Origin of the sequence: Chthonobacter rhizosphaerae (assembly GCF_013839525.1) — a bacterium.
GTDB classification, from domain to species: domain Bacteria; phylum Pseudomonadota; class Alphaproteobacteria; order Rhizobiales; family Pleomorphomonadaceae; genus Chthonobacter; species Chthonobacter rhizosphaerae.
Window position 1 is genome coordinate 125727 of record NZ_JACDIS010000001.1, and the last position, 22810, is coordinate 148536.

At 71.4% G+C, this 22810-nt stretch carries 25 protein-coding genes; 9 read left to right on the forward strand and 16 right to left on the reverse strand.

All coding sequences use genetic code 11. The features are described from left to right. Window positions 1-6: 6 nt before the first annotated feature. The 3 genes from HND91_RS00535 to htpX all read right to left on the reverse strand — a co-directional run bounded on the left by HND91_RS00535 (window position 7) and on the right by htpX (window position 4735). Complete coding sequence (locus HND91_RS00535) at window positions 7-1758, reverse strand: heparinase II/III family protein (protein ID WP_181704566.1); 1752 nt, start codon at window positions 1756-1758, stop codon at window positions 7-9. 338 nt (window positions 1759-2096) lie between these two features. Continuing rightward, the gene (locus HND91_RS00540) at window positions 2097-3401 is read right to left on the reverse strand and encodes a transcription antitermination factor NusB (protein WP_181704567.1); all 1305 of its coding nucleotides are present in this window, start codon (window positions 3399-3401) and stop codon (window positions 2097-2099) included. 368 nt (window positions 3402-3769) lie between these two features. Continuing rightward, window positions 3770-4735, reverse strand: a complete 966-nt coding sequence (gene htpX / locus HND91_RS00545; protein WP_181704568.1) for a zinc metalloprotease HtpX — start codon at window positions 4733-4735, stop codon at window positions 3770-3772. Between the two features lie 245 nt (window positions 4736-4980). On the opposite strand from htpX, the gene HND91_RS00550 reads away from it, so the two are divergent. Together HND91_RS00550 and HND91_RS00555 are read left to right on the forward strand one after the other, a co-directional pair. After that, the gene (locus HND91_RS00550; protein ID WP_181704569.1) at window positions 4981-5217 is read left to right on the forward strand and encodes a DUF1674 domain-containing protein; all 237 of its coding nucleotides are present in this window, start codon (window positions 4981-4983) and stop codon (window positions 5215-5217) included. A gap of 399 nt (window positions 5218-5616) precedes the next feature. Then, window positions 5617-6132 carry a disulfide bond formation protein B gene (locus HND91_RS00555; protein WP_181704570.1) on the forward strand — a complete coding sequence of 172 codons (516 nt, stop codon included), beginning with the start codon at window positions 5617-5619 and terminating at the stop codon, window positions 6130-6132. Between the two features lie 25 nt (window positions 6133-6157). Here HND91_RS00555 and HND91_RS00560 read toward each other — a convergent pair whose 3' ends face one another. Both HND91_RS00560 and HND91_RS00565 read right to left on the reverse strand, forming a co-directional pair. Continuing rightward, window positions 6158-6697 (reverse strand): DUF924 family protein, encoded by a 540-nt coding sequence (locus HND91_RS00560; RefSeq protein ID WP_181704571.1) that lies wholly within the window; start codon window positions 6695-6697, stop codon window positions 6158-6160. Window positions 6698-6734: 37 nt separating this feature from the next. Further along, window positions 6735-8531, reverse strand: coding sequence for a long-chain-acyl-CoA synthetase (locus HND91_RS00565; protein WP_181704572.1), 1797 nt, complete (start codon window positions 8529-8531; stop codon window positions 6735-6737). A gap of 362 nt (window positions 8532-8893) precedes the next feature. On the opposite strand from HND91_RS00565, the gene HND91_RS00570 reads away from it, so the two are divergent. The 5 genes from HND91_RS00570 to HND91_RS00590 all read left to right on the forward strand — a co-directional run bounded on the left by HND91_RS00570 (window position 8894) and on the right by HND91_RS00590 (window position 10805). Further along, the gene (locus HND91_RS00570; protein ID WP_181704573.1) at window positions 8894-9394 is read left to right on the forward strand and encodes a copper chaperone PCu(A)C; all 501 of its coding nucleotides are present in this window, start codon (window positions 8894-8896) and stop codon (window positions 9392-9394) included. A gap of 2 nt (window positions 9395-9396) precedes the next feature. Beyond that, window positions 9397-10005: an SCO family protein gene (locus tag HND91_RS00575; RefSeq protein WP_181704574.1), complete on the forward strand. Its 609-nt coding sequence runs from the start codon at window positions 9397-9399 to the stop codon at window positions 10003-10005. Between the two features lie 85 nt (window positions 10006-10090). Continuing rightward, window positions 10091-10297: a hypothetical protein gene (locus tag HND91_RS00580; protein ID WP_181704575.1), complete on the forward strand. Its 207-nt coding sequence runs from the start codon at window positions 10091-10093 to the stop codon at window positions 10295-10297. Window positions 10298-10323: 26 nt separating this feature from the next. Continuing rightward, window positions 10324-10536: a hypothetical protein gene (locus HND91_RS00585; RefSeq protein WP_181704576.1), complete on the forward strand. Its 213-nt coding sequence runs from the start codon at window positions 10324-10326 to the stop codon at window positions 10534-10536. After that, the gene (locus HND91_RS00590; RefSeq protein ID WP_343057005.1) at window positions 10533-10805 is read left to right on the forward strand and encodes a sulfurtransferase TusA family protein; all 273 of its coding nucleotides are present in this window, start codon (window positions 10533-10535) and stop codon (window positions 10803-10805) included. Before HND91_RS00585 ends, HND91_RS00590 begins: the two co-directional genes overlap by 4 nt. A 15-nt stretch (window positions 10806-10820) precedes the next feature. On the opposite strand, the gene HND91_RS00595 is transcribed toward HND91_RS00590, so the two are convergent. The 3 genes from HND91_RS00595 to HND91_RS00605 form a co-directional block, all read right to left on the reverse strand. Then, the gene (locus HND91_RS00595) at window positions 10821-12188 is read right to left on the reverse strand and encodes an MFS transporter (RefSeq protein WP_343057006.1); all 1368 of its coding nucleotides are present in this window, start codon (window positions 12186-12188) and stop codon (window positions 10821-10823) included. 106 nt (window positions 12189-12294) lie between these two features. After that, a complete protein-coding gene (locus HND91_RS00600) occupies window positions 12295-13242 on the reverse strand; it encodes an AEC family transporter (RefSeq protein ID WP_181704578.1) in 948 nt (315 codons plus the stop codon). Window positions 13243-13353: 111 nt separating this feature from the next. Next, entirely contained in the window at window positions 13354-13815 is a 462-nt protein-coding gene (locus HND91_RS00605; RefSeq protein WP_181704579.1) for a tautomerase family protein, read from the reverse strand. A gap of 104 nt (window positions 13816-13919) precedes the next feature. Here HND91_RS00605 and HND91_RS00610 point away from each other — a divergent pair, with 104 nt between their 5' ends. Beyond that, the gene (locus HND91_RS00610) at window positions 13920-14786 is read left to right on the forward strand and encodes a LysR substrate-binding domain-containing protein (RefSeq protein ID WP_181704580.1); all 867 of its coding nucleotides are present in this window, start codon (window positions 13920-13922) and stop codon (window positions 14784-14786) included. Here HND91_RS00610 and ureG read toward each other — a convergent pair. The 8 genes from ureG to HND91_RS00650 all read right to left on the reverse strand — a co-directional run bounded on the left by ureG (window position 14776) and on the right by HND91_RS00650 (window position 20907). Further along, the gene (gene ureG / locus HND91_RS00615; RefSeq protein ID WP_181704581.1) at window positions 14776-15423 is read right to left on the reverse strand and encodes an urease accessory protein UreG; all 648 of its coding nucleotides are present in this window, start codon (window positions 15421-15423) and stop codon (window positions 14776-14778) included. The two genes, HND91_RS00610 and ureG, sit on opposite strands and share 11 nt — an antisense overlap. Further along, on the reverse strand, window positions 15420-16253 hold the full coding sequence (locus HND91_RS00620) for an urease accessory protein UreF (RefSeq protein ID WP_343057060.1): 834 nt from the start codon (window positions 16251-16253) through the stop codon (window positions 15420-15422). The genes ureG and HND91_RS00620 overlap by 4 nt, the downstream gene beginning before the upstream one ends. Beyond that, complete coding sequence (locus HND91_RS00625) at window positions 16156-16824, reverse strand: urease accessory protein UreE (RefSeq protein ID WP_181704582.1); 669 nt, start codon at window positions 16822-16824, stop codon at window positions 16156-16158. Before HND91_RS00625 ends, HND91_RS00620 begins: the two co-directional genes overlap by 98 nt. 15 nt (window positions 16825-16839) lie before the next feature. Continuing rightward, a complete protein-coding gene (locus HND91_RS00630) occupies window positions 16840-17331 on the reverse strand; it encodes a DUF29 domain-containing protein (RefSeq protein ID WP_181704583.1) in 492 nt (163 codons plus the stop codon). A gap of 102 nt (window positions 17332-17433) precedes the next feature. Continuing rightward, window positions 17434-19149 (reverse strand): urease subunit alpha, encoded by a 1716-nt coding sequence (ureC, locus tag HND91_RS00635; RefSeq protein ID WP_181704584.1) that lies wholly within the window; start codon window positions 19147-19149, stop codon window positions 17434-17436. A gap of 126 nt (window positions 19150-19275) precedes the next feature. After that, a complete protein-coding gene (locus tag HND91_RS00640) occupies window positions 19276-19581 on the reverse strand; it encodes an urease subunit beta (protein ID WP_181704585.1) in 306 nt (101 codons plus the stop codon). Between the two features lie 12 nt (window positions 19582-19593). Further along, complete coding sequence (locus tag HND91_RS00645; protein ID WP_181704586.1) at window positions 19594-19896, reverse strand: urease subunit gamma; 303 nt, start codon at window positions 19894-19896, stop codon at window positions 19594-19596. A 141-nt stretch (window positions 19897-20037) separates the two neighbouring features. Continuing rightward, entirely contained in the window at window positions 20038-20907 is an 870-nt protein-coding gene (locus tag HND91_RS00650; RefSeq protein WP_181704587.1) for an urease accessory protein UreD, read from the reverse strand. 626 nt (window positions 20908-21533) lie between these two features. Here HND91_RS00650 and HND91_RS00655 point away from each other — a divergent pair. Continuing rightward, window positions 21534-22799: a D-alanyl-D-alanine carboxypeptidase family protein gene (locus HND91_RS00655; RefSeq protein WP_246329233.1), complete on the forward strand. Its 1266-nt coding sequence runs from the start codon at window positions 21534-21536 to the stop codon at window positions 22797-22799. Window positions 22800-22810 lie beyond the last annotated feature (11 nt).

The window sequence follows — 22810 nt, forward strand, 5'->3', positions numbered from 1 at the left end:
CCCGCCTCAGCCGAAGAGATCGGGCCCGACCTGGCCGGCCCGCGCGCGGCCGCCGCGCACCCGGTTGGAGAGCCCCGTCCGGGTGAGGGTCCAGCCCACCTCCGGCGTCACCCGCGCGCCGCCGGACAGGACGATCTGGGCCGATCGGCGGCGGCCATGCACGTCGGAGAGGTAGATGCTTTCCGCCAGCACCGGCTCGATCAGCGGGCAGGAGAAGGTCCAGGCCTCCCCGTCCGGCGACAGGAGGAGGATGTCGCCGCCGGCGGTGCGGTTCGCCCGCACGGCCGGATGGAGGTGGAAGCGGATATCGAAGCGCCGCCGCCCGTCCGCCCCGCCGCTGCGGGTGATCAGCCGGTCGAGGCCGGTGAGGACAGACCCGTCGGCGTTCAGGACGATCTGCCGCTCGTGGATGAGGCCGAACCGGCGCGAATAGCCGTCGTGCCGCGCCACCACCTCGATGCCGGCAGGCCCCTCCGTGCGGCGCGCCGTCACCGACGACGGGCCGCTGACGAGGAGCGGCCCCAGGCGGCGGCGGAGGGCCGGCTGGGTGAGGAAGCTGGCGGACGAGGTTTCCTCCACGGTGAGGGTGGAGTGGGCCGGCGTGGCGCGGGCGATCTGGCGCCAGCGCTCGTCGCCCTCGGCGACCCCGCAGTTGACGATGAACCGATGCGCGGCGCCGCTCATCTCGAACGACAGGAAGCCCGCGTGGGCGCCGGCGCTGAGGGCGAGCGGCGGCGGGCCGCCCACGTCCATCAGCACCAGCGTGCCGCCCGCCTCCAGCCGCTGGTAGCCGGAATAGCTGGCGTCCTGCACCGGCCGGCCGCGCACGTCGTCGTAGGCGAGCACGGTGGCGAGCTGGTCCGCCGGGGTCGAGCCCATGCCGTTGAAATGCGCGAAGGCGCCGTCCGAATGGCGGAAGAAGCGCAGCATCGGCATCATCCGGTCGATCGCCCCGATGAGGGTGTTCGACGGGGTGAGGCCGCGCGCCGTATAGGCCTGGCGGAGCGGCAGGAGCTCGGTGAGGATCTCCAGGAGGATGCCGGGGTTCCGGCTCACATGGCCGCCGTCCGACAGCACCTGGTCGGACAGCTCCTGGTCGAGCCGGTGAGTCGCCTGGCGCACCAGGCGCTGCTGGCCGTCGAGGGACAGCGCCGCCTCGGCGACCGCGATCGCCGACAGGAGCCGCGGCCAGCCCTCCTGGGCGTCCAGGTAGCGGGTGCGCAGCCGGCGCAGCTGGCGGGTCAGCGAGCGCAGGAAGCGGCGGTAGAAGCTGCGGTCCGCGTCCTCCAGGATCAGCGGCGACTGGGTGATCCAGGCCAGCACACGGTGGGCCAGCACCTCCGCCTCGAAGGCGAGCGGCGGCGCCTTGGCCTCCTGGGCGATCCAGTCGGCCACCAGGGCGCGGGCGTTCTGGCGGGTCAGCGCCCCGTCGGCCGCGCGCAGGTGCCGGAGCCAGGTGAAGCCGTGGAGGACGCGCATCCAGTCGTCGGACGCCTCCCGGACCTCGAACGGCGATCGGCCGCCGGTCTCCACCACCTTGCCGGCGAAGGCGAACAGGCCGGCGTAGATGTCGGCGGCGAGGGTCGGGTCGGCGGTGCGGATGTCCTGGGGGGCGATCACGAGCCGTTCGGGCGTCGGGCCGGGCCAGCGCCAGCGGGCGAACGGACCCGCTTCCACGGCCACGACGGCGCGCCGCGCCGCGACGCCTGCCGCATGGGCCAGGAGTCGGGCGTATCCGGTGGCCGACTCCCAGGCCATGATGTGCGCGTCTCCTCTCCTCATCGCCCGCATCGACGCGGCTCGCGCTCCGGGCGCGTCGCGCCGGATCGGGGCCGACGGGCGTGAGCAGGGCCCGCGGGGCGGCTCTCCGCCGTCCGTCGCGCCGTCACCGGTCCGGCGACGCCGCGGCCCGACGCCGCCCGAATCGCGGACGGCCGCGGCTTGCCCACGCCGGACCATTGGACCCGGACGTGGTTACCAATTCGTGTTCATCAGTCATCAAATGAGATCGGTCTCCGCCCGGACCCGACATGCGGCGGCCCTCGATGCCGGCGTGAGACCGGCGTCGTCAGGGGCCGCGCGCCGGCCGTGCCGCGTCACACCCGCCGGCGGAGGCGGGCGGCGAAGAAGCCGTCGAGGCCGGACAGGCGCGGGTCCGGATTGGGCAGGTGGGTCGGCAGGGTGCGGATGTCGCCCTCCGGCGTCACCAGGTCGGCCATCCCGAACACCTCGTCGGAGGTGACCGGCACCCGGTCGACCGGGGCGTCGATCAGCATCAGGCGACGGATCTGGTCCGGCCCCTCCTCCGGCTCCAGCGAGCAGGTGGAATAGACGAAGAGGCCGCCGGGCTTGAGGCTGCGGATCGCCTGGTCGATCAGCTTGCGCTGGAGAGCGGCGAGGGACGCCAGATCGCCCGGCCCCTTGGCGGTGAGCCCGTCCGGATGGCGCCGGAGCGTGCCTGTGGCCGTGCAGGGCGCGTCGAGCAGGATCATGTCGAACGGGCCGGCGAGCCACTCGGAAATGTCCGCCGTCACCACGTCGGCCTTGAGGCCGAGGCGGTGCATGTTGCGCTGCAGGCGGGCGAGCCGGAAGCCGGACACGTCCACGGCCGTGACCTGGGCGCCGAGATGGGCCAGGAGGGCCGTCTTGCCGCCGGGGGCGGCGCAGAGGTCGGCGACCTTCTTGCCCTTCACGTCGCCGAGCAGGCGGACGGGCAGCGTCGCGGCCGCGTCCTGCACCCACCACTCGCCGTCGTCATAGCCGTCCAGCTTTTCGATGGCGCCCTGGGTCGGAATGCGGACCGTGCCGTTCGGCAGCACGATGCCGCCGAGCCGGGCCGCCCAGCCCTCCGGGTCGCTCTTCACGGACAGGTCGATGCTCGGGTCGACGAGCTGGATCTCGGCGATGCCGCGGGCCGTCTCCGGCCCGTAGGTGGCCGTCCACCGCTCCAGCATCCAGGCCGGGGTGTTGAGGACGGCTGCGTCCTGCTCGGCGAGGATCAGCTCCTTGGCGGCCGCCACCCGGCGGAGCACCGCGTTGACGAGGCCCTTGAACGGGCGGGCCGCCTTGTCGGCGTCCACCACCTCCACGCCGAGCGCCACGGCCGCATGGTCGGCGATGTCCATGAACAGTACCTGCGCCGCCGCGACCGCCATGGCGGCCTTCAGCGATCCGGCGTCGTCCGGCAGCGGGCGCTCCAGGAAACGCCCGATGGCGTCCTCGATCTGGCCGTGCCGGCGCAGCGTAATGCCCACGATGGCGCGCACGAGGCCGCGGTCGCGCGGTTCGAGCAACTGGTAGCGGTCGGCGAGCTTGCCGTTGTCGAGAACCACGTCGAGGAGCTTGCCCTTGCGCACCGTGGCGACGAGGTCGACGGCCAGCTGGCGGGCCGCGAGGCCCACCTGGGCCCGGCCCCGCGACGCTCTCTCTCCGTCCTGCGCTCCCCGCCCGCCGCGCGGGCCGCCCCGGAACCCGCCGGCGCCGGCCGGACGGGATCCGCCGCCGCCCGGCCCCTTGCCCCGGAACGGCTTGCCGCCGGCGTTTCCGCCCGCCTTGCCGTCGACCGACCGGGCCGGGCGATCATCCGCCGCGCGCGGCGGACGGTCGTCGGCACGACCCTCGCGTGAACGACCCGGCCCGCCGTGCGGCGGACCGTTGCGTCCCGGCGCGCCTGCGGGACGATCCCCCCGGCTCTGGCGACCGCGGCCCTGTCCCTCGCCGCCCTCGGGCGGGCGGCGTCCGGAGCCGGAGCCCGGTGTCTTCGGTGGTCTCATCCCCAGGGTCCACGACGGTTGCTGCGGCTGTCGGTCGGCGCGCTCGACCGTCCCCACGGACCCTGCCGGGCCGGCTCCGCCACGCGCTCCGTCCGCATGGGGGCGGCCGGGCGGCCGATCTCACGGGCGAAGTCCATCAGCGCGGCGATCCGGTTCTCGGTGGCCGGGTGGGTCGAGAAGAGGTTGTCCATGCGCTGACCCGACAGCGGATTGATGATGAACATGTGGGCCGTAGCAGGATTCGCCTCGGCCGTCATGTTGGGAATGCGCGCCGCGCCGCCGGCGATCTTGCCGAGCGCGGAGGCCAGCCACTGCGGGCTGCCGCAGATTTCCGCGCCGAGGCGGTCGGCCGAGTATTCCCGGGTCCGGCTGATCGCCATCTGCACCAGCATCGCCGCGAGCGGCGCCACGATCATGGCGAGAAGGACGCCGACGAAGCCGAGCGGGTTGCCGTTGTTGTCCCGGTTGCCGCCGAAGAAGAAGCCGAAGTTGGCCAGCATCGAGATCGCGCCGGCGATCGTCGCCGTGATCGTCATGATCAGGGTGTCGCGGTTCTTCACGTGGGCGAGCTCGTGCGCCATGACGCCCGCCACCTCCTCCGGCTCCAGCATCTCCAGGAGGCCGGTGGTGGCCGCCACGGCGGCGTTCTCCGGGTTGCGGCCGGTCGCGAACGCGTTCGGCTGCGGATTGTGGATGATGTAGACCTTCGGCATGGGCAGCTGCGCGTTGGCGGCGAGCTGGCGCACCATGCGATAGAACTCCGGCGCGGTATGCTCGTCCACCTCCTGGGCGTGGTGCATGCGCAGCACCATCTTGTCCGCGTTCCAGTAGCTGAAGAGGTTCATGCCCGCCGCGAACACGAAGGCGATGACCATGCCCTGCTGGCCGCCGATCAGGAAGCCGACGCCCATGAAGAGCGCCGTGAGGGCGGCGAGGAGAAGTGCGGTGCGGACCATGTTCATGGGGGACGAGACGCGACGCTAGGGCCCGAAGGTCGCCGGCGGGGCGGATCCGGCGTCCGGCACGGGACAAGGCCCGTGGGGACGCCTATATGATGGGGTGGACGACGCACCGCATCAAGAATGAGGCCCGTTCCGGCGCTTGACGCCCGGACCGCCGGTCTTCCCGAGCGGGCGCGCCCGACAGACCCCGCCCGTCAGACCCTCTGGCGTGGATCCATTTGCGCGCGACATCCGGACCGACGACCATGACCGACCCCGTTCCCGCCGCCCCGACCGCTCCCGAGCCCACCGAGGCCGCCCCCGCACGCCGGTTCGAGGACCTTCCTCCGGCCGCCCAGCGCGCCCTGAAGGAGGCGGAGGCCCGCCGGGCCGAGGCGGAAGCCGAAGCCGCCGCGGCCCCGCGCGAGGTGAACGGGCGCGGCGGCCTGGAGCCGGTCCGCTACGGCGATTGGGAGATCAAGGGCCTCACCGCCGACTTCTGACCCCGTGCACGGCGGGGTGGACCGCGGCGGTCGAGAGCCGGCGCGAGCGGTCGTTCGGACCGCACGATCGGGGTTCGGCCCCGCCGGACGGTCGGGCGCCGTCACATCCGGTTACAAACTTTCTTGAGATCGCCTCTTTTCGGTCCAGCCTCCGCCGTTCCGGGGCTTGAGGATCCTCCCGTTGTCCCGGACCGGTCGGCGGAGCGGCTTCGCATTCCAGCCCCCCAGCCCCACGGAGCCGAAACGACGACGTCGCGGGCCCTAGCTCGCGGGGTCCGGGGCAATCCTCTCCTCGTCGACGGCCCGCCGGTCACGGCGGCGCGAGGACGGGCGCAGCCGGATGGACGCGGCGGCCCGCCGATGCTAGGCGAAGGTCGCCCGCATCCCGCCGGAGTGTCCATGGCCGCTCTTTCCCCCCGCACGCCCGTTCCGGTTCTTCCTCTCGCCGCCGCCTTCGCGGTCGGGCTCGCCGCCATCGCGGCCGCCTGGGGCTTTCAGCTGATCGGCGGCTATGTGCCGTGCAAGCTCTGCTACCAGCAGCGCATTCCCTACTACGTGGGTCTGCCGCTGCTCCTGGTCGCCTTCCTCCTCCGCCGGCGGGCGCCGGCGCTGGCGCGTGTGGCGGCCGGGCTCGGCGGCCTCGCCTTCCTGGTCGGCGCGGCGCTCGGCGGCTATCAGGCGGGCGCCGAATGGGGCTTCTGGCCGGGCCCGTCCGACTGCGGCGGCGGCACCGGCCCGACCACGAACGCCGGCGACCTCCTGTCCCAGATGCGCGCGACCCGGCTCGTCTCCTGCACGGAGGCGAGCTGGCGCCTCCTCGGCCTGTCGTTCGCCGGCTGGAACATGGTGGCGTCCGGCTTCGTGGCCGTCGCCGCGCTCGCGGGCGCCGTCGTGAAGCCGGCGGAGCGCGCCTGACCGTCGCCCGGCAGGCGCCCGCCGCTCAGCCCTTGAAGCCGCCGCTGGCCAGATAGGCCTCCTCGGCCGGCGTGGACGGACGGCCGAGGATGGCGTTCCGGTGCGGGAACCGGCCGAAGCGGCGGATCGCGTCCATGTGGATCAGGGCGTAGTGGTAGACCTCCATGCCGAGCGGGCGGGTCATGTCCACGCAGATCTCCTGGGCGGCCATGTCCTCCGCATGGGTGAAGGGCAGGTAGAAGAACACCCGCACGTCCTTCGGATAGGCCCGGGGAAAGCCCTCCTCCATGGCCCGCCGCGCGATGGCGAGCGCCTTGTCGTCGGTGGCGAACGCCCGCGGCGTGCCCCGGAACACGTTGCGCGGGATCTGATCGAGCAGGATCAGGAGGGCGAGCGTGCCGTGCGGCGTCTCCTGCCAGCCGTCGAGCGCCCCGGCGGCGGCCTCCTCGTGGAGGGCGAGCAGCGTGTCCCGGCAGCGCTCGTCGAAGCCCGGATCCGCCCGGAACCACTCCGCCGGCCCGGCCTGCCACCAGAAGTCCAGCACGTCCATCGCCCGATCGTTCATCCGTCGTCTCCCGTCGCGCGCGGCCCCCCGGCCGTGGTCAGAGCCGGATCCCGCCCGAGACGATCGCCCGGTAGAGATCCCCGTCCAGCCGAACGTAGCGCTTTTCGGCCGGGTGCAGGAAGAAGATCGGATCGGCGATCCGGTCCGGGTCGAACCCTTCCTCGACCAGGTCCAGCTTCTTCAGCTTGAACGTGCCGGTCACCTCGATGTCCGACTTGATGCGCAGGAAGATGGGCTTCGCATAGGCCGGCAGCTGGGAATCGAGATGCCGGGACAGGCCGTCGAGGTCGATCTCGGTGGCGCAGACGATCGCCGCCATGCCGGCCCGCCCCTCGCGGCCGGGCACCGTGACGCCGTAGACGTTCGGCGTCGCGATGCCCGGGTAGACGCCGAGCGCCTCCGACACCTCCGACGTCGCCACGTTCTCGCCCTTCCAGCGGAAGGTGTCGCCGATCCGGTCGACGAAATAGAAGTAGCCGAGGGCGTCCTTGCGGACGAGGTCGCCGGTGCGGAACCAGCGGTCGCCGGGCCGGAACAGGTTTTCGGCGATCTTGCGGGCCGTCGCCGCCGGGTCCGCGTAGCCCTCGAAGCGTTGGGCGGGCTTCGCCGGGTCGTTGACGATCTCCGACACCATCTCGCCCACCTCGTCCGGCGCGCATTCGATCGCGTGGCCGTCGAGGTCGCGCAGCATCTCGCCCGTCTCCAGGTTGGTCTTCACCACCTTGATCGGGAAGCGTCGCTGGATCCACTTGGGCACCCGGCCGATCGAGCCCGGTTGGCCGTCCATGTTGAAGAGCGCCGCGTTGCCTTCCGTCGCCGCGTACCACTCCAGAATGCGCGGAATGCCGAACCGGCTCTTGAACGGCAGCCAGATGTCGGGCCTCAGGCCGTTGCCGCTGACGATGCGGATGCGATGCTGGCGCTCCTTCGGGTGCGGCGGCGAATTGACTAGGTAGCGGCAGAGCTCGCCGATGTACTGGAACATGGTGCAGTCGTGCCGCACGATGTCGTCCCAGAACCGGCCCGCGGAGAACTTGCGGGCGATCACCACCGAGCCGCCCACGGTCAGCACGGTGCCCACCGCCAGCACACCGCCGGACGTGTGATAGAGCGGCAGCGACACGTACATCCGGTCCTCGCCGGTCGCCCTCGTGGCGGCCGAGAAGCCGTTCATGATGGCCTGGACCCGGTAGTGGTTGATGTTCGCCGCCTTGGGCAGGCCCGTGGTGCCGGAGGTGTAGATGTAGAGGCAGCGGTCCTCGATGGTGAGGGCGGGCTTCATCTCCGGCGGCAGGTCCTCGTCGGACGTTTCCGCGATCGCGTCGTCGAGCCGGGAGCCGACGTTCGACGGCCCGAACGACCAGACCTCGGGCCCGCCGGCAAGATGGGGCCGCGCGGTCTCGAAGGCGCCGGCGAGATCGCTCGCCACGATCACGTGCTTGGGCTTCACGATGGCGATGCAGTGGGCGAGCGACGGCCCGGTGAGATTGGTGTTGACCAGCGCCACCACCCCGCCGGCCCGGGTGATGCCGAGCCAGATGGCGAGATATTCGGCCCGGTTCGGCATGAAGAGCGCCACGCAGTCGCCCTTTCCGACGCCGTGGGCCTGCGCCCAGCGGGCATAGCGGTTGCCGCGCCGGTGGTAGTCGCGATAGCTGAGGGTCTCCTCCTCGGAGATCAGCGCGGTCCGGTCGCCGAACCGGTCGGCGAGATCCGCGACCACATCCGGCCAGACCCGGTCGCGCGCCTTCGCGACGGGGGTGACCCGCCGCAGCATGCGGACCAGGCCGGACGCGTAGGCGAACTCGCTGCGGGCGCGGTGGGCGAAACTCATGCCGTCTTTCCTCCCCGAGAACCGTCTGCCGCGGTTCTTCTCGTCATGCCACCGGGACGGAGTCCCGATCCGTCCGTCACCATGTCCTGTTCACAATGTGACGTGAACGTAAGCGTCAACATGCCGGCTTGCACGGCAGCACGCAAGCGTGATCAGGCAAGTATACGGTGGACCCCGTGATTTTGGGGGCACGACACGATATGTGTGCGACCAAAGGCCGGATCGAAACGGGAAGGCGCTCAGGCAACCTGCGAAGGAGCCTGCGCGCCGGCCCGGACCGAAGCCGGCCGCCACCCGTCGTCCGCCCGGAAAGGCTCGTCCGACGGCGGGATCACGAACAACAACCGGAGGAAACCTCGTCCATGCGCCTCGATCCTCGTGCCTTGGCCCTCGCTCTCGCCGTCGCTGTCGCGCCCGCCGCCTTCGCCCAGTCCATCCAGGAGGCGCCGGTGGACTTGCCTTCCGTCCGGGTCGGCGACCTGGAGTTCGTGGCGCCCTGGTCGCGCGCGACCCCGCCCGGCGGCAAGGTGGGGGCCGGCTACCTGGTGATCCGCAACCACGGCGCCAAGCCGGCGGTGCTCACGGGCGGCTCGGTGCCGTTCGCCCAGCGGGTGGAGCTTCACGTCATGGGCGTGAAGGACGGCTACATGCAGATGCAGAAGACCGACACCCTGGAGGTGCCGCCGGGCGGCGAACTGGAACTGAAACCGGGCGGGCCCCATGTGATGTTCGTGGGCCTGACCCAGGCGCTCCGGGTCGGTAACGCCTATGACATGACCCTTTCCTTTGCCGACGGCACCAGCGCCACCGTGAAGGCGGTGGTCTGGGACGTCGGCCTCATGCGGACCGAGAAGAAGAGCTGACCATGATCAAGTGGGTGCGGATCGTCACCTGGGCCCTCGTCGCCTGTCTCGTCGCCGCCACCGGCTGGCTGGTGTGGGCCGGCCGGACCGGCGAGGGCCCCGCCGCGGTGACCACCACCGGGGAGGCCGCCGTGGGCGGTCCGTTCACCCTCGTCGACCAGGACGGCAAGCCGGTCACCGAAGCCCTGGTGGCCGGCAAGCCCTACGCGGTCTTCTTCGGCTTCACTCACTGCCCGGACGTCTGCCCCACCACGCTCGCCGACATGGCGCTCGCCCTGAAGGAGATGGGTCCGGAGGCCGACGACCTGAAGGTGCTCTTCATCACGGTGGACCCGGAACGGGACACGCCGGACATCCTGAAGAGCTACGTGGCGTCCTTCTCCGACCGGATCGTGGCCCTCACCGGCACGGAGGCCCAGATCGCCGACGTGGTGGAGAAGTATCGGGTCTACCGGCGCAAGGTGCCGAACGAGGACGGGACGGACTACGCCATGGACCATACGGCCGCCGTCTACCTGATGGGGCCGGACGGTCGGTTCCGCGGCACCATCTCCTACGGCGAGCCGCAGGCGGACGCCCTCGCCAAGCTGAAGCGCCTGGTGGCGGGCTGAACGGGAAGGCGCTAGACTGGCCAGGAATTCATCGAGCCCGGACGTGGAATGCCTCCCGCCTGGCCCGACACGCGGGATCGCCGCCATGTCCAGTTTCGATCGTCCCGCCCGGGACCCTGACGACGCCGCGCCTGGGGCGGCATGGGCGAGCCCGGCCGTGGAGCGGGGGATCGTCTGGGGCGGCATCGGCCTGATCGCGCTCGCGGCGGTCGCGACCGTCGTCCTCAACCTGATGTTCGGCGAGGCCGCCTTCGCGGCCCGCCTCATGGCCGGGATCGCCGGCTGCCTCTGACCGAGACGTTCCGCCGGGACCCGTCGATGCCCAAAACCTCCCCGACCGACACCGCCCCGATCGACACCACCCCGACCGCAGTCGACCCTGCCCGGATCGCGCCGGGCGTTCGCCGCAGCGATCTCGTTCTGTCGGTCCTGCTGCCGCTCGCCGTGATCCTGGTGGGCGTCGCCCTGTCCGTCGGCCCGTCGGCCGCCCTCGACGCTGTGGTCGACCTCTGCCTTTCCGTGATCCGGTGACGGCCGCTCCCGTGGACGGCGCCCCGGATCTTGAAGGGTCCGAGCCGCTGCGGCTCGACCTCCGCGGCCTCAACTGCCCGCTTCCGGTGCTGAAGACCCGCCGCGCCCTCGCCCGGCTCGCACCCGGAGCGCGCGTGCTGGTGGAGGCGACCGATCCCATGTCGGCGATCGACCTGCCGCATTTCTGCGCGGAATCCGGCCACCGGCTGGTGGACCGGGCGACGGACGGGCCGGTCCTCCGCTTCCTCGTCGAGAAGGGCGCAGGGTAGGCGCCGGCCGCCGCCTCAGCGTCGGGGCGCCGGAACGCCCCGCAGGAGCACCGCCCCGGTCACGAAGAAGACCAGGAGCGGCACCACGCCCATCCGCTGGCTGTCGGTTAGATCGGTGGCGATGCCGACGAGCAGCGGCCCGCCGAAGCTGGTGATCTTGCCGGTGAGCGCGAAGAGGCCGAAGAAGCGGCCGGTCTCGCCCTCCGGCGCGAGCCGGCAGAGAAGGGTGCGCGACGCCGCCTGGACCGGCCCGACCGCAAGGCCGATCAACGCCCCGAACAGCAGGTAGGCCTTCTCCGGCGGGCTGCCGTAGAGCCCGTCGCCCGGCTGCGGGCCGGTCGTCTCGACGACGAACAGGAGGTGGTTGGCATCCACCGACAGGATGAGGAGGCTGCAGGCCGTGAGGAGCGCGAGCGCGCCGAGCACCACCGCCTTCGACCCGAACCGGTCGTCCAACCGGCCGCCCACGAAGGCACCCAACGTGCCCGTGACCGTCAGGAGGATGCCGAACAGGCCGATCTCGATGGTGCCCCAGCCGAAGGTGCCCGCCGCGTAGACGCCGCCGAAGGCGAACAGGGCGACGAGGCCGTCGGTGTAGATCATGTTGGCGATCAGGAAGCGGCCCATGCCGGGGCGGTCCTTCAGCCGGCTCAGCGTCTCCTTCAGCGACGAGACGGCGCCCCGCACCGCCGCACCGACCGGCATGCCGCCGCCGCGCCGGCCATCCGGCGTGAAGAGGAGAAGCGGCAGCACGAGGACCGCGAACCAGATCGCCGTCAGCGGCCCGGCCGCCCGGTCGCCCTCCCGCGCGGCGGCGTCGAGGCCGAACAGGGGCTCGAACCCGGCGAGCGTGCGGCCGGTCTCCGGGTCGGCGGCGAGGAACCCGAGCACGAAGGCGAGCGACAGGAGCCCGCCCGCGAACCCCGCCGCCCAGCCCGTGCCGGACAGGCGGCCGAGCCGCTCCGGCGGCACCAGCCGCGTCATCATGGCGTTGTTGAAGATGATGGCGTATTCGGCCCCGATGGTGCCGAGGGCGAAGAGCACCAGCGCGACCGGCACGAGGTCCGTCCGCCCGGGCTCCACCACCCAGAGGCCCGCCGAGGCGACCGCCATCAGGCCGCCGAAGAGGGCCACGAAGGGCTTGCGCCGCCCGGTCTCGTCCGCGATGGCGCCGAGGAAGGGGGCGGTCAGCGCGATGGCGAGCCCGGCGGCCGCGGTCGCATAGCCCCAGAGCGCCTGGCCGGCCGCCGGCGTCTCGGCCACCGCGGCGGCGAAGTAGGGCGCGAACACGAAGGTGGTGACGAGCGTGAAGAAGGGCTGCGTCGCCGGATCGAACAGGATCCAGCCGATCACGCCGCGCCGGTCGGCATAGGGATGGCTCACCGTCACCTCGCGGGCCGAATGCTTGGGAAAGAGTGCGCTACCCTCGCCGAAGCCTCCGGGTTGGACAAGCGAATTTCCGGACAGGACCGGACCGCCACCCGCCGGATCAGACCCCGAGCAGGAGCGCCCAGGCGGTGACCGAGAGCGCCCCGAGCGCCGTCGTCAGCGTGATGACCGACGAGGCGAGGCCGTGGCCGACGCCGAAGTGGCTGGCGATCAGGTAGGCGTTGACCCCTGTCGGCACGGCGGAGGTGAGCACGATGGCGGCCGTCCAGGTGGGCGGCAGGTCGAGAAGGTGCGCCGCCACGAACACGCAGGCCGGCATCAGGAAGAGCTTCAGGGCCGCGAGCGTCACCGCCGGCGCCCCGTGGCCGGAGAACCCGTACTTGCGGACCGCCATGCCCATGGCCAGAAGCGCAGCCGGCCCGGCGATCTGGGCGATCTGGTCGATGATCACACCCGGCATGCCGCCGGTCGGCACCCCGAGCACCCGCGCGAGCGAGCCCGCCACGAGGCCGATCACCAGCGGATTGCGCGCCAGATTCCGGCCGACCTGGGTCAGGATGGCGCCGAGGCCCCGGCCGGGCTTGCCGGCCACCTTGCGGTCGGCCCGCTCCATCATGAGCGTGCCGGCGATCATCATCACCGGCAGATGCACGCAAAGGAGAATGGAGAGGGCGACGACGCCCTCCGCGTCGAGCACCCGGTCGATCAGCGGCAGGCCGATGAAGACGTTGTTGGCGAAGGCGGACGAGACGCCCGCCACCACGCCGAGCCGGGTTTCGCGCTTGAAGAGCCGGGTCGCCGCGAGGTGGCCGGCGGTCCAGGTGACCACCACGCCGAAGAAATAGGCGAGCCACAGGCCCCACGGCGAGGCGCCGTGAAAGTCAGCCCGGGCGACGGTGCGGAAGAGGAGCACCGGCACGGCGATCTTGAACACGAAGTCGCTGAGCGCGTCGCCCACCTCCGCCTTCAGGAGCCCGCCCGCCACCGCCGCCCATCCGATGGCGATGAGCACGAAGATGGGCAGCACGTCGAAGGCGATGTCGGTCATGGCGGGCGGATCGCGCGGGAGGAAGGGACCGCGGCGGTCGCGCGTCCAGCCTCCCTGGCTTAAGCCCGAACGGCTCGTCGGACAAGACGGAATTTGTCCGACAACCCCTCGTCAGCGGACGCCGTGGTCTCCGATCGCCGCCGCCGCCGCCGCATTCCGGGTGGCCGCGTCCAGGAGTTCGGCCACATGGCGGAATTCCTGGGTGAGACCGCCGTAGCCATAGGCTTCCGCCCGCGCGTCCGACACGTGCACGTAGCTTTCCGGGAACAGCGGTCCCAGCACCTCCGCCATTCCGGCATGGACGGCGGCCAGGAAAGCCGCCTTCTCCCGCTTGGTGTTGGTGCCGTCCGTGATGGTGATGGTCAGCGCGTAGGTGGCGAGGCCCGACCCGGCGACCGTGCGTCCGCCGACGGTCCAGGATTCGGCCGGCACCCGCTGGACGATCACAGCCGTGAGGTCCGGCCGCTTGTGCAGGCAGGAGGCCGCGAACCGGGTGACGAGACGGGCGATGGCCGGCTTCAGCACCTCCCCGTCGGGACGATCGGTGGCATAGGAAACGGTGATCAGCGGCATGGGTCCAACCCCTCTTCACGTGGGATGACCCACCCTAGTTCCTGCGCTTGCCATTTGTGAAAGGAATAGACAGAATATCAAAAATCAAGTTTCGGAATGGCCCTATGAGCCTCGACATCGACCTCCTCCGCACCTTCGCGGCCGTGGCGGACACGGCGAGCTTCACGGCCGCCGGCCATCAGGTCGGCGCGACCCAGTCGGCGGTGAGCGTTCGGCTGAAGAAGCTGGAGGAGCGGCTCGGCCGCCCGCTTCTGGAGCGGACGCCCCGGTCCGTGGAGCTGACCACCTTCGGAAGTCGCTTTCTGGTCGATGCCCGGCGCGTGCTGGCGGCCCATGACGACGCTCTCCGCCGCGCCCTCGTGGGCGACACCGCCGTGTCCCTGTCGATCGGCGTCAGCGAGCACGCGGGCGGCCTGTCGCTCGCCCGCGCCCTGGCGGAGGTGCGCGGGCTGATGCCGCGCCTGACATTGAAGGTGATGCTCGGCCTTTCCGACGAGCTGACCGGCGACTACGAGGCGGGCCGGCTCGACGCCATCGTCATCCGCCGCACGCCGGGACCGGGCGCGGGCCGGGTGCTCTATCGCGACGATCTCGTGTTCGTCGGCGCGCCCGACCTCGACTGGAGGCCCGGCGAGCCGGTGCCGCTCGTCTCGGTGGACCCGCCCTGCAACACGAGGCAGGCGGCCATCCGGGCTCTCGACGAGGCGGGCGTGCCGTGGACCGACGCGTTCGTGAGCCGGGGCGTCGCGGCCGTCCAGGCCGCCGCCGCCGCGGGGCTCGGCATCGCCTGCCTCGGCCGGCGGTTCCGGCCCGAGGGCACGACCGTGCTCGGCCGGGAGAGCGGGCTGCCGGCGCTGCCGGAGAGCGAGGTCGCGGTTCTCGATTCCACCCGCGACGCCGCCGCCTCCCTGGCGGTCCGGCGCATCGCGGACGCGCTCACGGCCGTCGTCATGGACGAGGTCAGCCGGTGAGGCCGCCCGCCTCCTCGATGAAGCGGACGACGTCCGCCACATTGTGGCCGGCGCGCACGTTGGTGAACACGAACGGCCGTTGGCCGCGCATCCGGCGGGCGTCCCGGTCCATCACCTCCAGCGAGGCGCCCACGTAGGGGGCGAGGTCGATCTTGTTGATGACGAGGAGGTCGGACCTGGTGATGCCCGGGCCGCCCTTGCGGGGGATCTTGTCGCCGGCCGACACGTCGATGACGTAGATGGTGATGTCGGCGAGCTCGGGCGAGAAGGTGGCGGCGAGGTTGTCGCCGCCGGATTCGATCAGGATGACGTCGAGGGTCGGGAAGCGCTCGTTCATGTCCGCCACGGCGGCGAGATTGATCGAGGCGTCCTCGCGGATGGCGGTGTGCGGGCAGCCGCCCGTCTCCACGCCGGCGATGCGGTCGGCAGGCAGGGCGCCCGAGCGGGTCAGGAACTCCGCGTCTTCCTTGGTGTAGATGTCGTTGGTGATGGCGGCGATGTCGTAGCGATCGCGCAGCACCTTGCAGAGCGCGTCCATCAGCGCCGTCTTGCCGGAGCCGACGGGCCCGCCGACCCCGACGCGAAGGGGACCGTGGGCTCGCGCGGGCTTCGGCGGGGTCTGGGTCTCTGCGCTCATGAGCGGAACAGCCTCGTATACTGGGTTTCGTGTTTCATGGACGCGATGTCGGCGCGGAGTGCCGCGCCGCCCAGGTCGTCCGGGTCGGCCGCGAGGGCCTCGGCCGCCGTCTCGGCCACCACGGGCGCCAGCGCCTGGATCAACCGCTGGCCGTCGGTCTGGCCGAGCGGCACGGCCCGAACGGCGGCGGAGACCAGATTGGCCACGAAGGCCGTCAGATGCGCCTCGGCCAGCGCGCCGAGCGGGACGTCATGGTCGGCGCCGGCGACACCCACCGCGACCGCGTAGGCGACCGGCGTGGGCGCAATGCTGGCGGCAAGCTCCGCCAGGGTCGGCGCGCCCCAGGTGGCGTCGACGGCGGTCACGAAGGCCTTGCCCTGGGCGCCCGCCTCCAGCCGCCGCTCCTTGGAGGGCTGGAGCGCGAAGGCGAGGTCGCCCACCGCCTTCAGACGGGCGGCGTCCCCCGCCCGCGCGGCGCGCCAGGCCTCGCAGAGAAGGACCGCGTCGGTCCGGCCGGCGCCGTGCCGGAGGATGTCGGCGATCCAGACGCGGAGGTCGTCCGCGGTGCGGACCGTGCCGTCCTCGATCGCCCATTCCAGGCCGTGGCTGTAGGTGAAAGCGCCCACCGGAAAGGCCGGCGACAGCCACGTCATCAGCCGCACGAGCGCCGCACCGTCGGGCGCCGCGCGTTCCAGGTCCGTCGACCGGGCGTCTCCCGGAAGGGACCGACCATCAGCCATGCTTGTGGCCATGGTCGTGGTCGTGGTGGTGGGCGTGGTCATGGTCGTGATGGTGGCCGCATCCGCACGCGTCGCCATGGGCGTGGTCATGACCGGGATGGGCGTGGTCGTGGTGCGCATGATCATGGGCGCCGTGTTCGTGATCGTGGCCGTGCCCATGGTGATCGTGGTGGTCGTGGTGCCCATGGTGGTCGTGGTGCCCATGCCCATGGTCGTGGCCCTGGACGGTCCCGTGCCCGTAGGCGCCGCCTTCCGGGTCGAACGGCGCGGCCACGTGCGCCACCCGGGCGCCGAGCTTCACCAGCATGTCCTCGATCACGTGGTCCTCGCGGATCCTGAGCCGGTCGCCGAGCAGTTGCGTCGGCAGGTGGCGGTTCCCGAGGTGCCAGGCGATGCGCACCAGGTGCCCGGCGTCGTCGGCCGTCACCTCCAGGAGCCGCTCGGGCTTGGCCACCACGGCAATCAGGCGGCCATCCTCCAGCTCCAGGGCGTCGCCCTCCTTCATGACCTGCGCCTCGGGCAGGTTGAGGAGGAAGACGGTCTTCTCCACACAGCGCATGACGAGCCGGCGGCGATGGCGGTCGTCGCGCTCCAGGACGAGGCTGTCGGCCGGTTCGCCCGTCCAGGTGCCGGCGGGAAGGATGCGGGTGGCGGTAATCATGAAGATGTCCTGTGCTCAGTCCAGAACGAGGTCGTCGGGGGACCAGGGCCGGCCGGGCATGAACCCATAGTCAAGACTATCCCGGACGTCATAGGGGCAGCGATCGGGAAGCGTCCGCAGATCGCGGCGCATCTCCTCGGCGGCTTCCCGGCGGGCCGTAGCATAGGCCTGATCGATCACGCTCTCCGGGAACGCGGCAAGGCTCGGGCTGTCCTCGATGAGACCGTCGATGTGCGTGCGCATCTCGCCGATCGTGGTCTGCCAACTCATCGAACGCCGTTCAGGCTGGTGCTCCCACTTGAGCAGATGAGCGAGGAGCTTGATCAGTCGGCTGCGGATCTCGCGCTTTTGCGAACGGCCCACGCTGTCGATCTCCTCGGCGAGGTTATCCCAGTCGATGTCGTTGTGGGCACGCCCGCGCAGCTTCGCCGCCTGCTCTTGCGTCCAGGCGAAGAAATCCTCCTCGTAGAGGTCGGGCCGTGTCGGCTTTTCAAGCGGTTTTGCCATGAGTACCAGTCTAGAACAGGACGGAGCGCTGCGCCATGGACTCCACGCCGAGCCGATCCACCTGCACCATTTGGTCGTCGGCCATCCGACCCTCTCCTCCAATCAGAACAGGAAGTAGCGCTGCGCCATGGGCAGCACCTCGGCCGGCTCGCAGGTGAGGAGTTCGCCGTCGGCGCGGACCTCATAGGTCTCCGGGTCCACCTCGATGTGGGGCGTCGCCGAATTGTGGACCATGGAGGCCTTGGATATGCCGCCGCGGACGTTCTCCACCGGCAGCACCAGGCTGTCGAGGCCGAGCCGTTCCTTGATGCCGTCGTCATAGGCGGCCCTGGACACGAAGGTGACGCGGGAGGCCTGAAGCGCCTTGCCGAAGGCGCCGAACATGGGCCGGTAGTGGACCGGCTGCGGCGTCGGGATGGAGGCGTTCGGGTCGCCCATGGGGGCCGCCGCGATGGTGCCCATCTTGATCACGAGATCCGGCTTGACGCCGAAGAAGGCGGGCGACCAGAGCACGAGATCGGCGAGCTTGCCGACCTCCACCGACCCCACGTGCCTGTCGAGGCCATGGGCGATCGCCGCGTTGATGGTCACCTTGGCGATGTAGCGCTTCACGCGGAAGTTGTCCGCCCCGGTACCCACGTCCTCCGCCAGGGTGCCGCGCTGGACCTTCATCTTGTGGGCGGTCTGGAAGGTGCGGATGATCACCTCGCCGACGCGCCCCATGGCCTGGCTGTCGGACGCGATGATCGAGAAGCCCCCCATGTCGTGGAGGATGTCCTCGGCGGCGATGGTCTCCTTGCGGATCCGGCTCTCCGCGAAGGCCACGTCCTCCGGGATCGACGGGTCCAGGTGGTGGCAGACCATGAGCATGTCGAGATGCTCGTCGAGAGTATTGCGGGTGTAGGGCCGCGTCGGGTTGGTGGACGACGGCAGCACGTTGGAAAGGCCAGCCACCTTGATGATGTCCGGCGCGTGGCCGCCGCCGGCGCCCTCGGTGTGGAAGGCGTGGATGGTGCGGCCCTTCATGGCCGCCACCGTGTTCTCCACGAAGCCGCTCTCGTTCAGCGTGTCCGTGTGGATCATCACCTGGATGTCGTAGGCATCGGCGACGGAGAGGCAGTTGTCGATGGTCGCCGGCGTGGTGCCCCAGTCCTCGTGAAGCTTCAGCGCGCAGGCGCCCGCCTTGATCTGCTCTTCGAGGGCCGCCGGCAGCGCCGCGTTGCCCTTGCCGGAGAAGGCCAGATTCATCGGGAAGGCCTCGGCGGCCTGGATCATGCGGGCGATGTGCCAGGGGCCGGGCGTGCAGGTGGTCGCCGCCGTGCCGGTGGCCGGGCCGGTGCCCCCGCCGAGCATGGTGGTGACGCCGGACATCAGCGCGTCGTCGATCTGCTGCGGGCAGATGTAGTGGATGTGGGTGTCGAGCGCCCCGGCGGTCAGGATCTTGCCCTCGCCGGCGATCGCCTCCGTGCCCGGGCCGACGATGATGTCGACCCCCGGCTGGACGTCCGGATTGCCGGCCTTGCCGATACCGACGATGCGCCCGTCCTTCAGCCCGACGTCGGCCTTCACGATCCCCCAGTGGTCGATGACGAGGGCGTTGGTGATGACCGTGTCGACGGCGCCTTCGGCCCGGGTCGCCTGGCTCTGCCCCATGCCGTCGCGGATCACCTTGCCGCCGCCGAACTTCACCTCCTCGCCATAGGTGGTGAAGTCCTTCTCCACCATCACAAAGAGCTCGGTGTCGGCGAGGCGCACCTTGTCGCCGACGGTCGGGCCGAACATGTCGGCATAGGCGGCGCGGGACATGCGGAAGGACATCGGGTCGGCTCCTGGGGTCGGGACGAGGCCGGCGCCGGGCACCGGCCGGGCCGAGGTCTGGCTAAGAGGAAAGGCGCGGGCGGAACAGGCGTGGGCCGCGACCGGACGGCGGGACGGCGGCGGGCCTTACAAGGGCCCCATCACCAGCTGCCGGAAGCCATAGACGGCGCGCTTGCCGCGGTAGGGCACCAGCGTGACGCTGCGGGTCTGGCCGGGTTCGAACCGGACCGCGGTGCCGGCCGGGATGTCGAGCCGCATGCCGCGGGCCTGATCGCGGTCGAACGCCAGGGCGCCGTTCGTTTCGGCGAAATGATAGTGGCTGCCCACCTGGATCGGCCGGTCGCCGGTGTTCGAAACGTCCAGCGTCACTGTCGGCAGACCGGCGTTGAGTTCGATCTCGCCGTCGGCGGCGATCACTTCCCCGGGGATCATGGCGCGTCTCCTTCAGCGGATCGGTTCGTGCACGGTGACGAGCTTGGTGCCGTCCGGAAAGGTGGCCTCCACCTGCACGTCGTGGATCATCTCGGCGACGCCGGGCATCACCTGCTCGCGGGTGAGCACGGAGGCGCCCGCGGCCATGAGATCGGCCACCGTCCTGCCGTCGCGCGCGCCTTCCACCACGAAGTCGGTGATGAGGGCGACCGCCTCCGGATGGTTGAGCTTCACGCCGCGCTCCAGCCGCCGGCGCGCCACCATGGCGGCCATGGCGATCAACAGCTTGTCCTTTTCCCGAGGCGTCAGATTCATGGCCCGTTCCCGCGCGTTCTTGAAACCCTGGATCCGGCATGGTCCAGATCCGAAATCCCGGAAGTCCAATGGCCGGGAGGACAGGCCTTGCGACCGTTCCCCCAAGCCTCGTTCCGCCGGCGCTGCGGCCGGCGGCCCTGGTCAGAGCGCCCACACCCGCGGCAGCGCTCCGCCGATCAGGTGCTCCATCAGCGGCGCGATCCCGTCCCTCAACGCGCGCCCGTCGGCGCCGAGCAGGCGCACGGCAAGGAGACCGTCGAAGGCGCTCACGCCCGCCTCCAGCCGCCCGCCGGCCCGCTCGCAGGCCTCGTCGAGCACGCCGCGCACCGCGTCCAGCCGCTCGGCCGCGTCCGGCGCCGCCTGGACGACGGACGCGAAGGCCCGGGCTCCGCGCCCCGTGGCGCCGCCGGACAGAATGGCCCGGGTGTCGCCTTCGAACCGGAGCGCATCCGCATAGACGAGGCGCCCGCCGCGGCGGATCCGCCACCGGTCGGAGAGCGACAGGGTGGTCACCTCCTCGCCCATGGCGGTGCGGCCCATCACCACCATCTCGCAGCCGGTGAAGCGGGCGTCGGCGGCGAGATCCACCTCGAGGGTGCGGACGAGACCCGCCCGGTCGAACACGATGGTCTCCTGGGGCAACCAGAAGGCCTCGGCGCCGGCGCCGACCACCAGGCGGTTCTCTACCCGGCCGACGCCCTCTGACCGGCGGTAGATGCGCTCGGCCGCCTGGGCGGTCACGGTGGCCCGCGCGCCGTCGCCCCACTCGGCCTCGTAGACCAGATGGTCGCCGCCGGTGATGCCGCCCGCCGTGTTGAGGAGCACGGCCACCGGCCCCCGCCCGTCGTAGACCCGCGGCAGGCGGATCTTGGCCGAGCCGTCCTGGACGAGATCCTGCAACCGGGTCTGGTCGCCCGCGCGACGGAAGGTCACCCGGCCGATGCCGCGCGCGCGCTGAAGGCGCGGCGGACCGGAGGCGGCCACGAGAAGACGCGGGGTGTGCAGGGTCATGCGGGTGTCGACGGATCCGAAGCCAGGGCGCGAGCGCTGAGGCACGAGAATAACCACGCCCCGCCCGCGCGCAAGCCGCCGATGACGGCATGACCAATTTTTCGGCAGATGTGGCCGGGCGACCCGACGTCGCGTGCGGGCAGGCCTCGGCCTGACGTCGCCCGGAACGCGCCGCGACAGGTGGCCCGGCCCGTCACATCGCTATTGCAGCACCTTGTGGACAAATCGGAATCGCTCTGGCCCACGCTCATCAAACGGCCATGATCGGCCGGTAACGGCGATCGTCCCGGCCGCCGGAGCCGCCGTCGCGCCGCACGGGATTCTGCATTGCACGGGACTTTGCAATGCACGAATGTCGGCCGGGAGGAGAAACGGGGACAACCACTGATATCGTGCGCCGGACGGGGGTCCGGCGCGGCCCGGCCGGGACCGTCCGGCCCGACTGCAAGGCCCGGCTCCCGGGCGTAAGCCTGGCGTCAGGTTCATGCCTGAACGCTGGAGCCGACCCGACGCCGCGCGAGCTTGAGGAACCGACCGCAATCGTGACCGCCCTTCTTCGCTCTTTTTCGACAGCAGCCCGCCCCCGCCGGGTTCGCGCGGCCCTGGCCGGGCTCCTGGTCGGCGCCTTGGCCCTCGCGGCGCCGGCGACCGCCGCCCCGTACCTGGTCTTCGACGCGGGCACCGGCGAGGTCCTTGCCGAGAACGACGCCTTCCACCCGTGGTATCCGGCGTCGCTGACCAAGATGATGACCGCCTACGTGACCTTCCGCTCCGTGCGCGAAGGCCGGATCCGGCTGGACAGCCCGGTGGTGATGACCGCCAACGCCGCCAAGGAGCCGCCGTCCAAGATGGGCTTCAAGCCCGGCACGGCGCTGACCGTCGACACCGCCCTGAAGATGCTGATCGTGAAGTCCGCCAACGACGTGGCGGTCGCGCTCGCAGAGGCGGTGGGCGGCACCGAGCAGGGCTTCGTGGCGCGCATGAACGCCGAGGCCCGCCGCCTCGGCATGGCGTCGACCCTCTTCACCAACCCGAACGGCCTGCCGGACGAGCGCCAGTTCACCACGGCGCGCGACTATGCGCTGCTGACCACCGCGATCATCCGCGAGTTCCCCGAGCACCACGACCTCTTCCGCATCACGGCCCTGTCGCTCGGCTCCAAGCTCATCAAGTCCCACAACCATCTCCTGGAGCGCTATCCGGGCACGGACGGCATGAAGACCGGCTTCATCTGCTCGTCGGGCTTCAACGTGGTCGCGACCGCGACGCGGGAGAACCGGCGCCTCGTCGCCATCGTGTTCGGCGCCCGCAACGCCAAGGTGCGGGCGGAGACGACGGCGCGCCTCCTGGAGACCGCCTTCCAGTCGCCGGGCGGCGGCCTGTTCGCCAAGCGCACCAAGATCACGGCGCTCCGCCCGTCCGAGCCGCCTCCGGCGGCGCCGACCGACCTGCGCCCCTACGTGTGCGGCAAGAAGGCTCCGGTGGGCGAGGACGCGGACGACCAGGCGGTCGCGCGGGCCGGAGTCGCCGGCGAGGTGAAGTCCTACCTGGTGGCTCCGTTCAAGCTGATGGACCCGGTGCCGGTGACCCTCGCCACCATCGCGGATCCGGCGGGCGCGGCCGCCGACCTGAAGGACGCCATCGGCGATCTGCCGCCGCTGCCGAAGGCCCGGCCGGGCCGCGCCGTCGCGTCCGGCGCCCCGTCGGGCGGCGCCGCGGCCTTCGCGCCCGAACCGGACGCCGGCTCCGGCGACACCGGGGCCGAGATGCCGACCGCCGGCGGCGTCGATCTCGTCAGCCCGCCCCCGGAAGCCGGCGCCCGCGTGCCCGCCCTGCCGGGCGCCGTGCCGCCGCCGATCGAGATCCTCGGGTTGAAAGGCCGGGGCGGCTGATCCATGGTGCC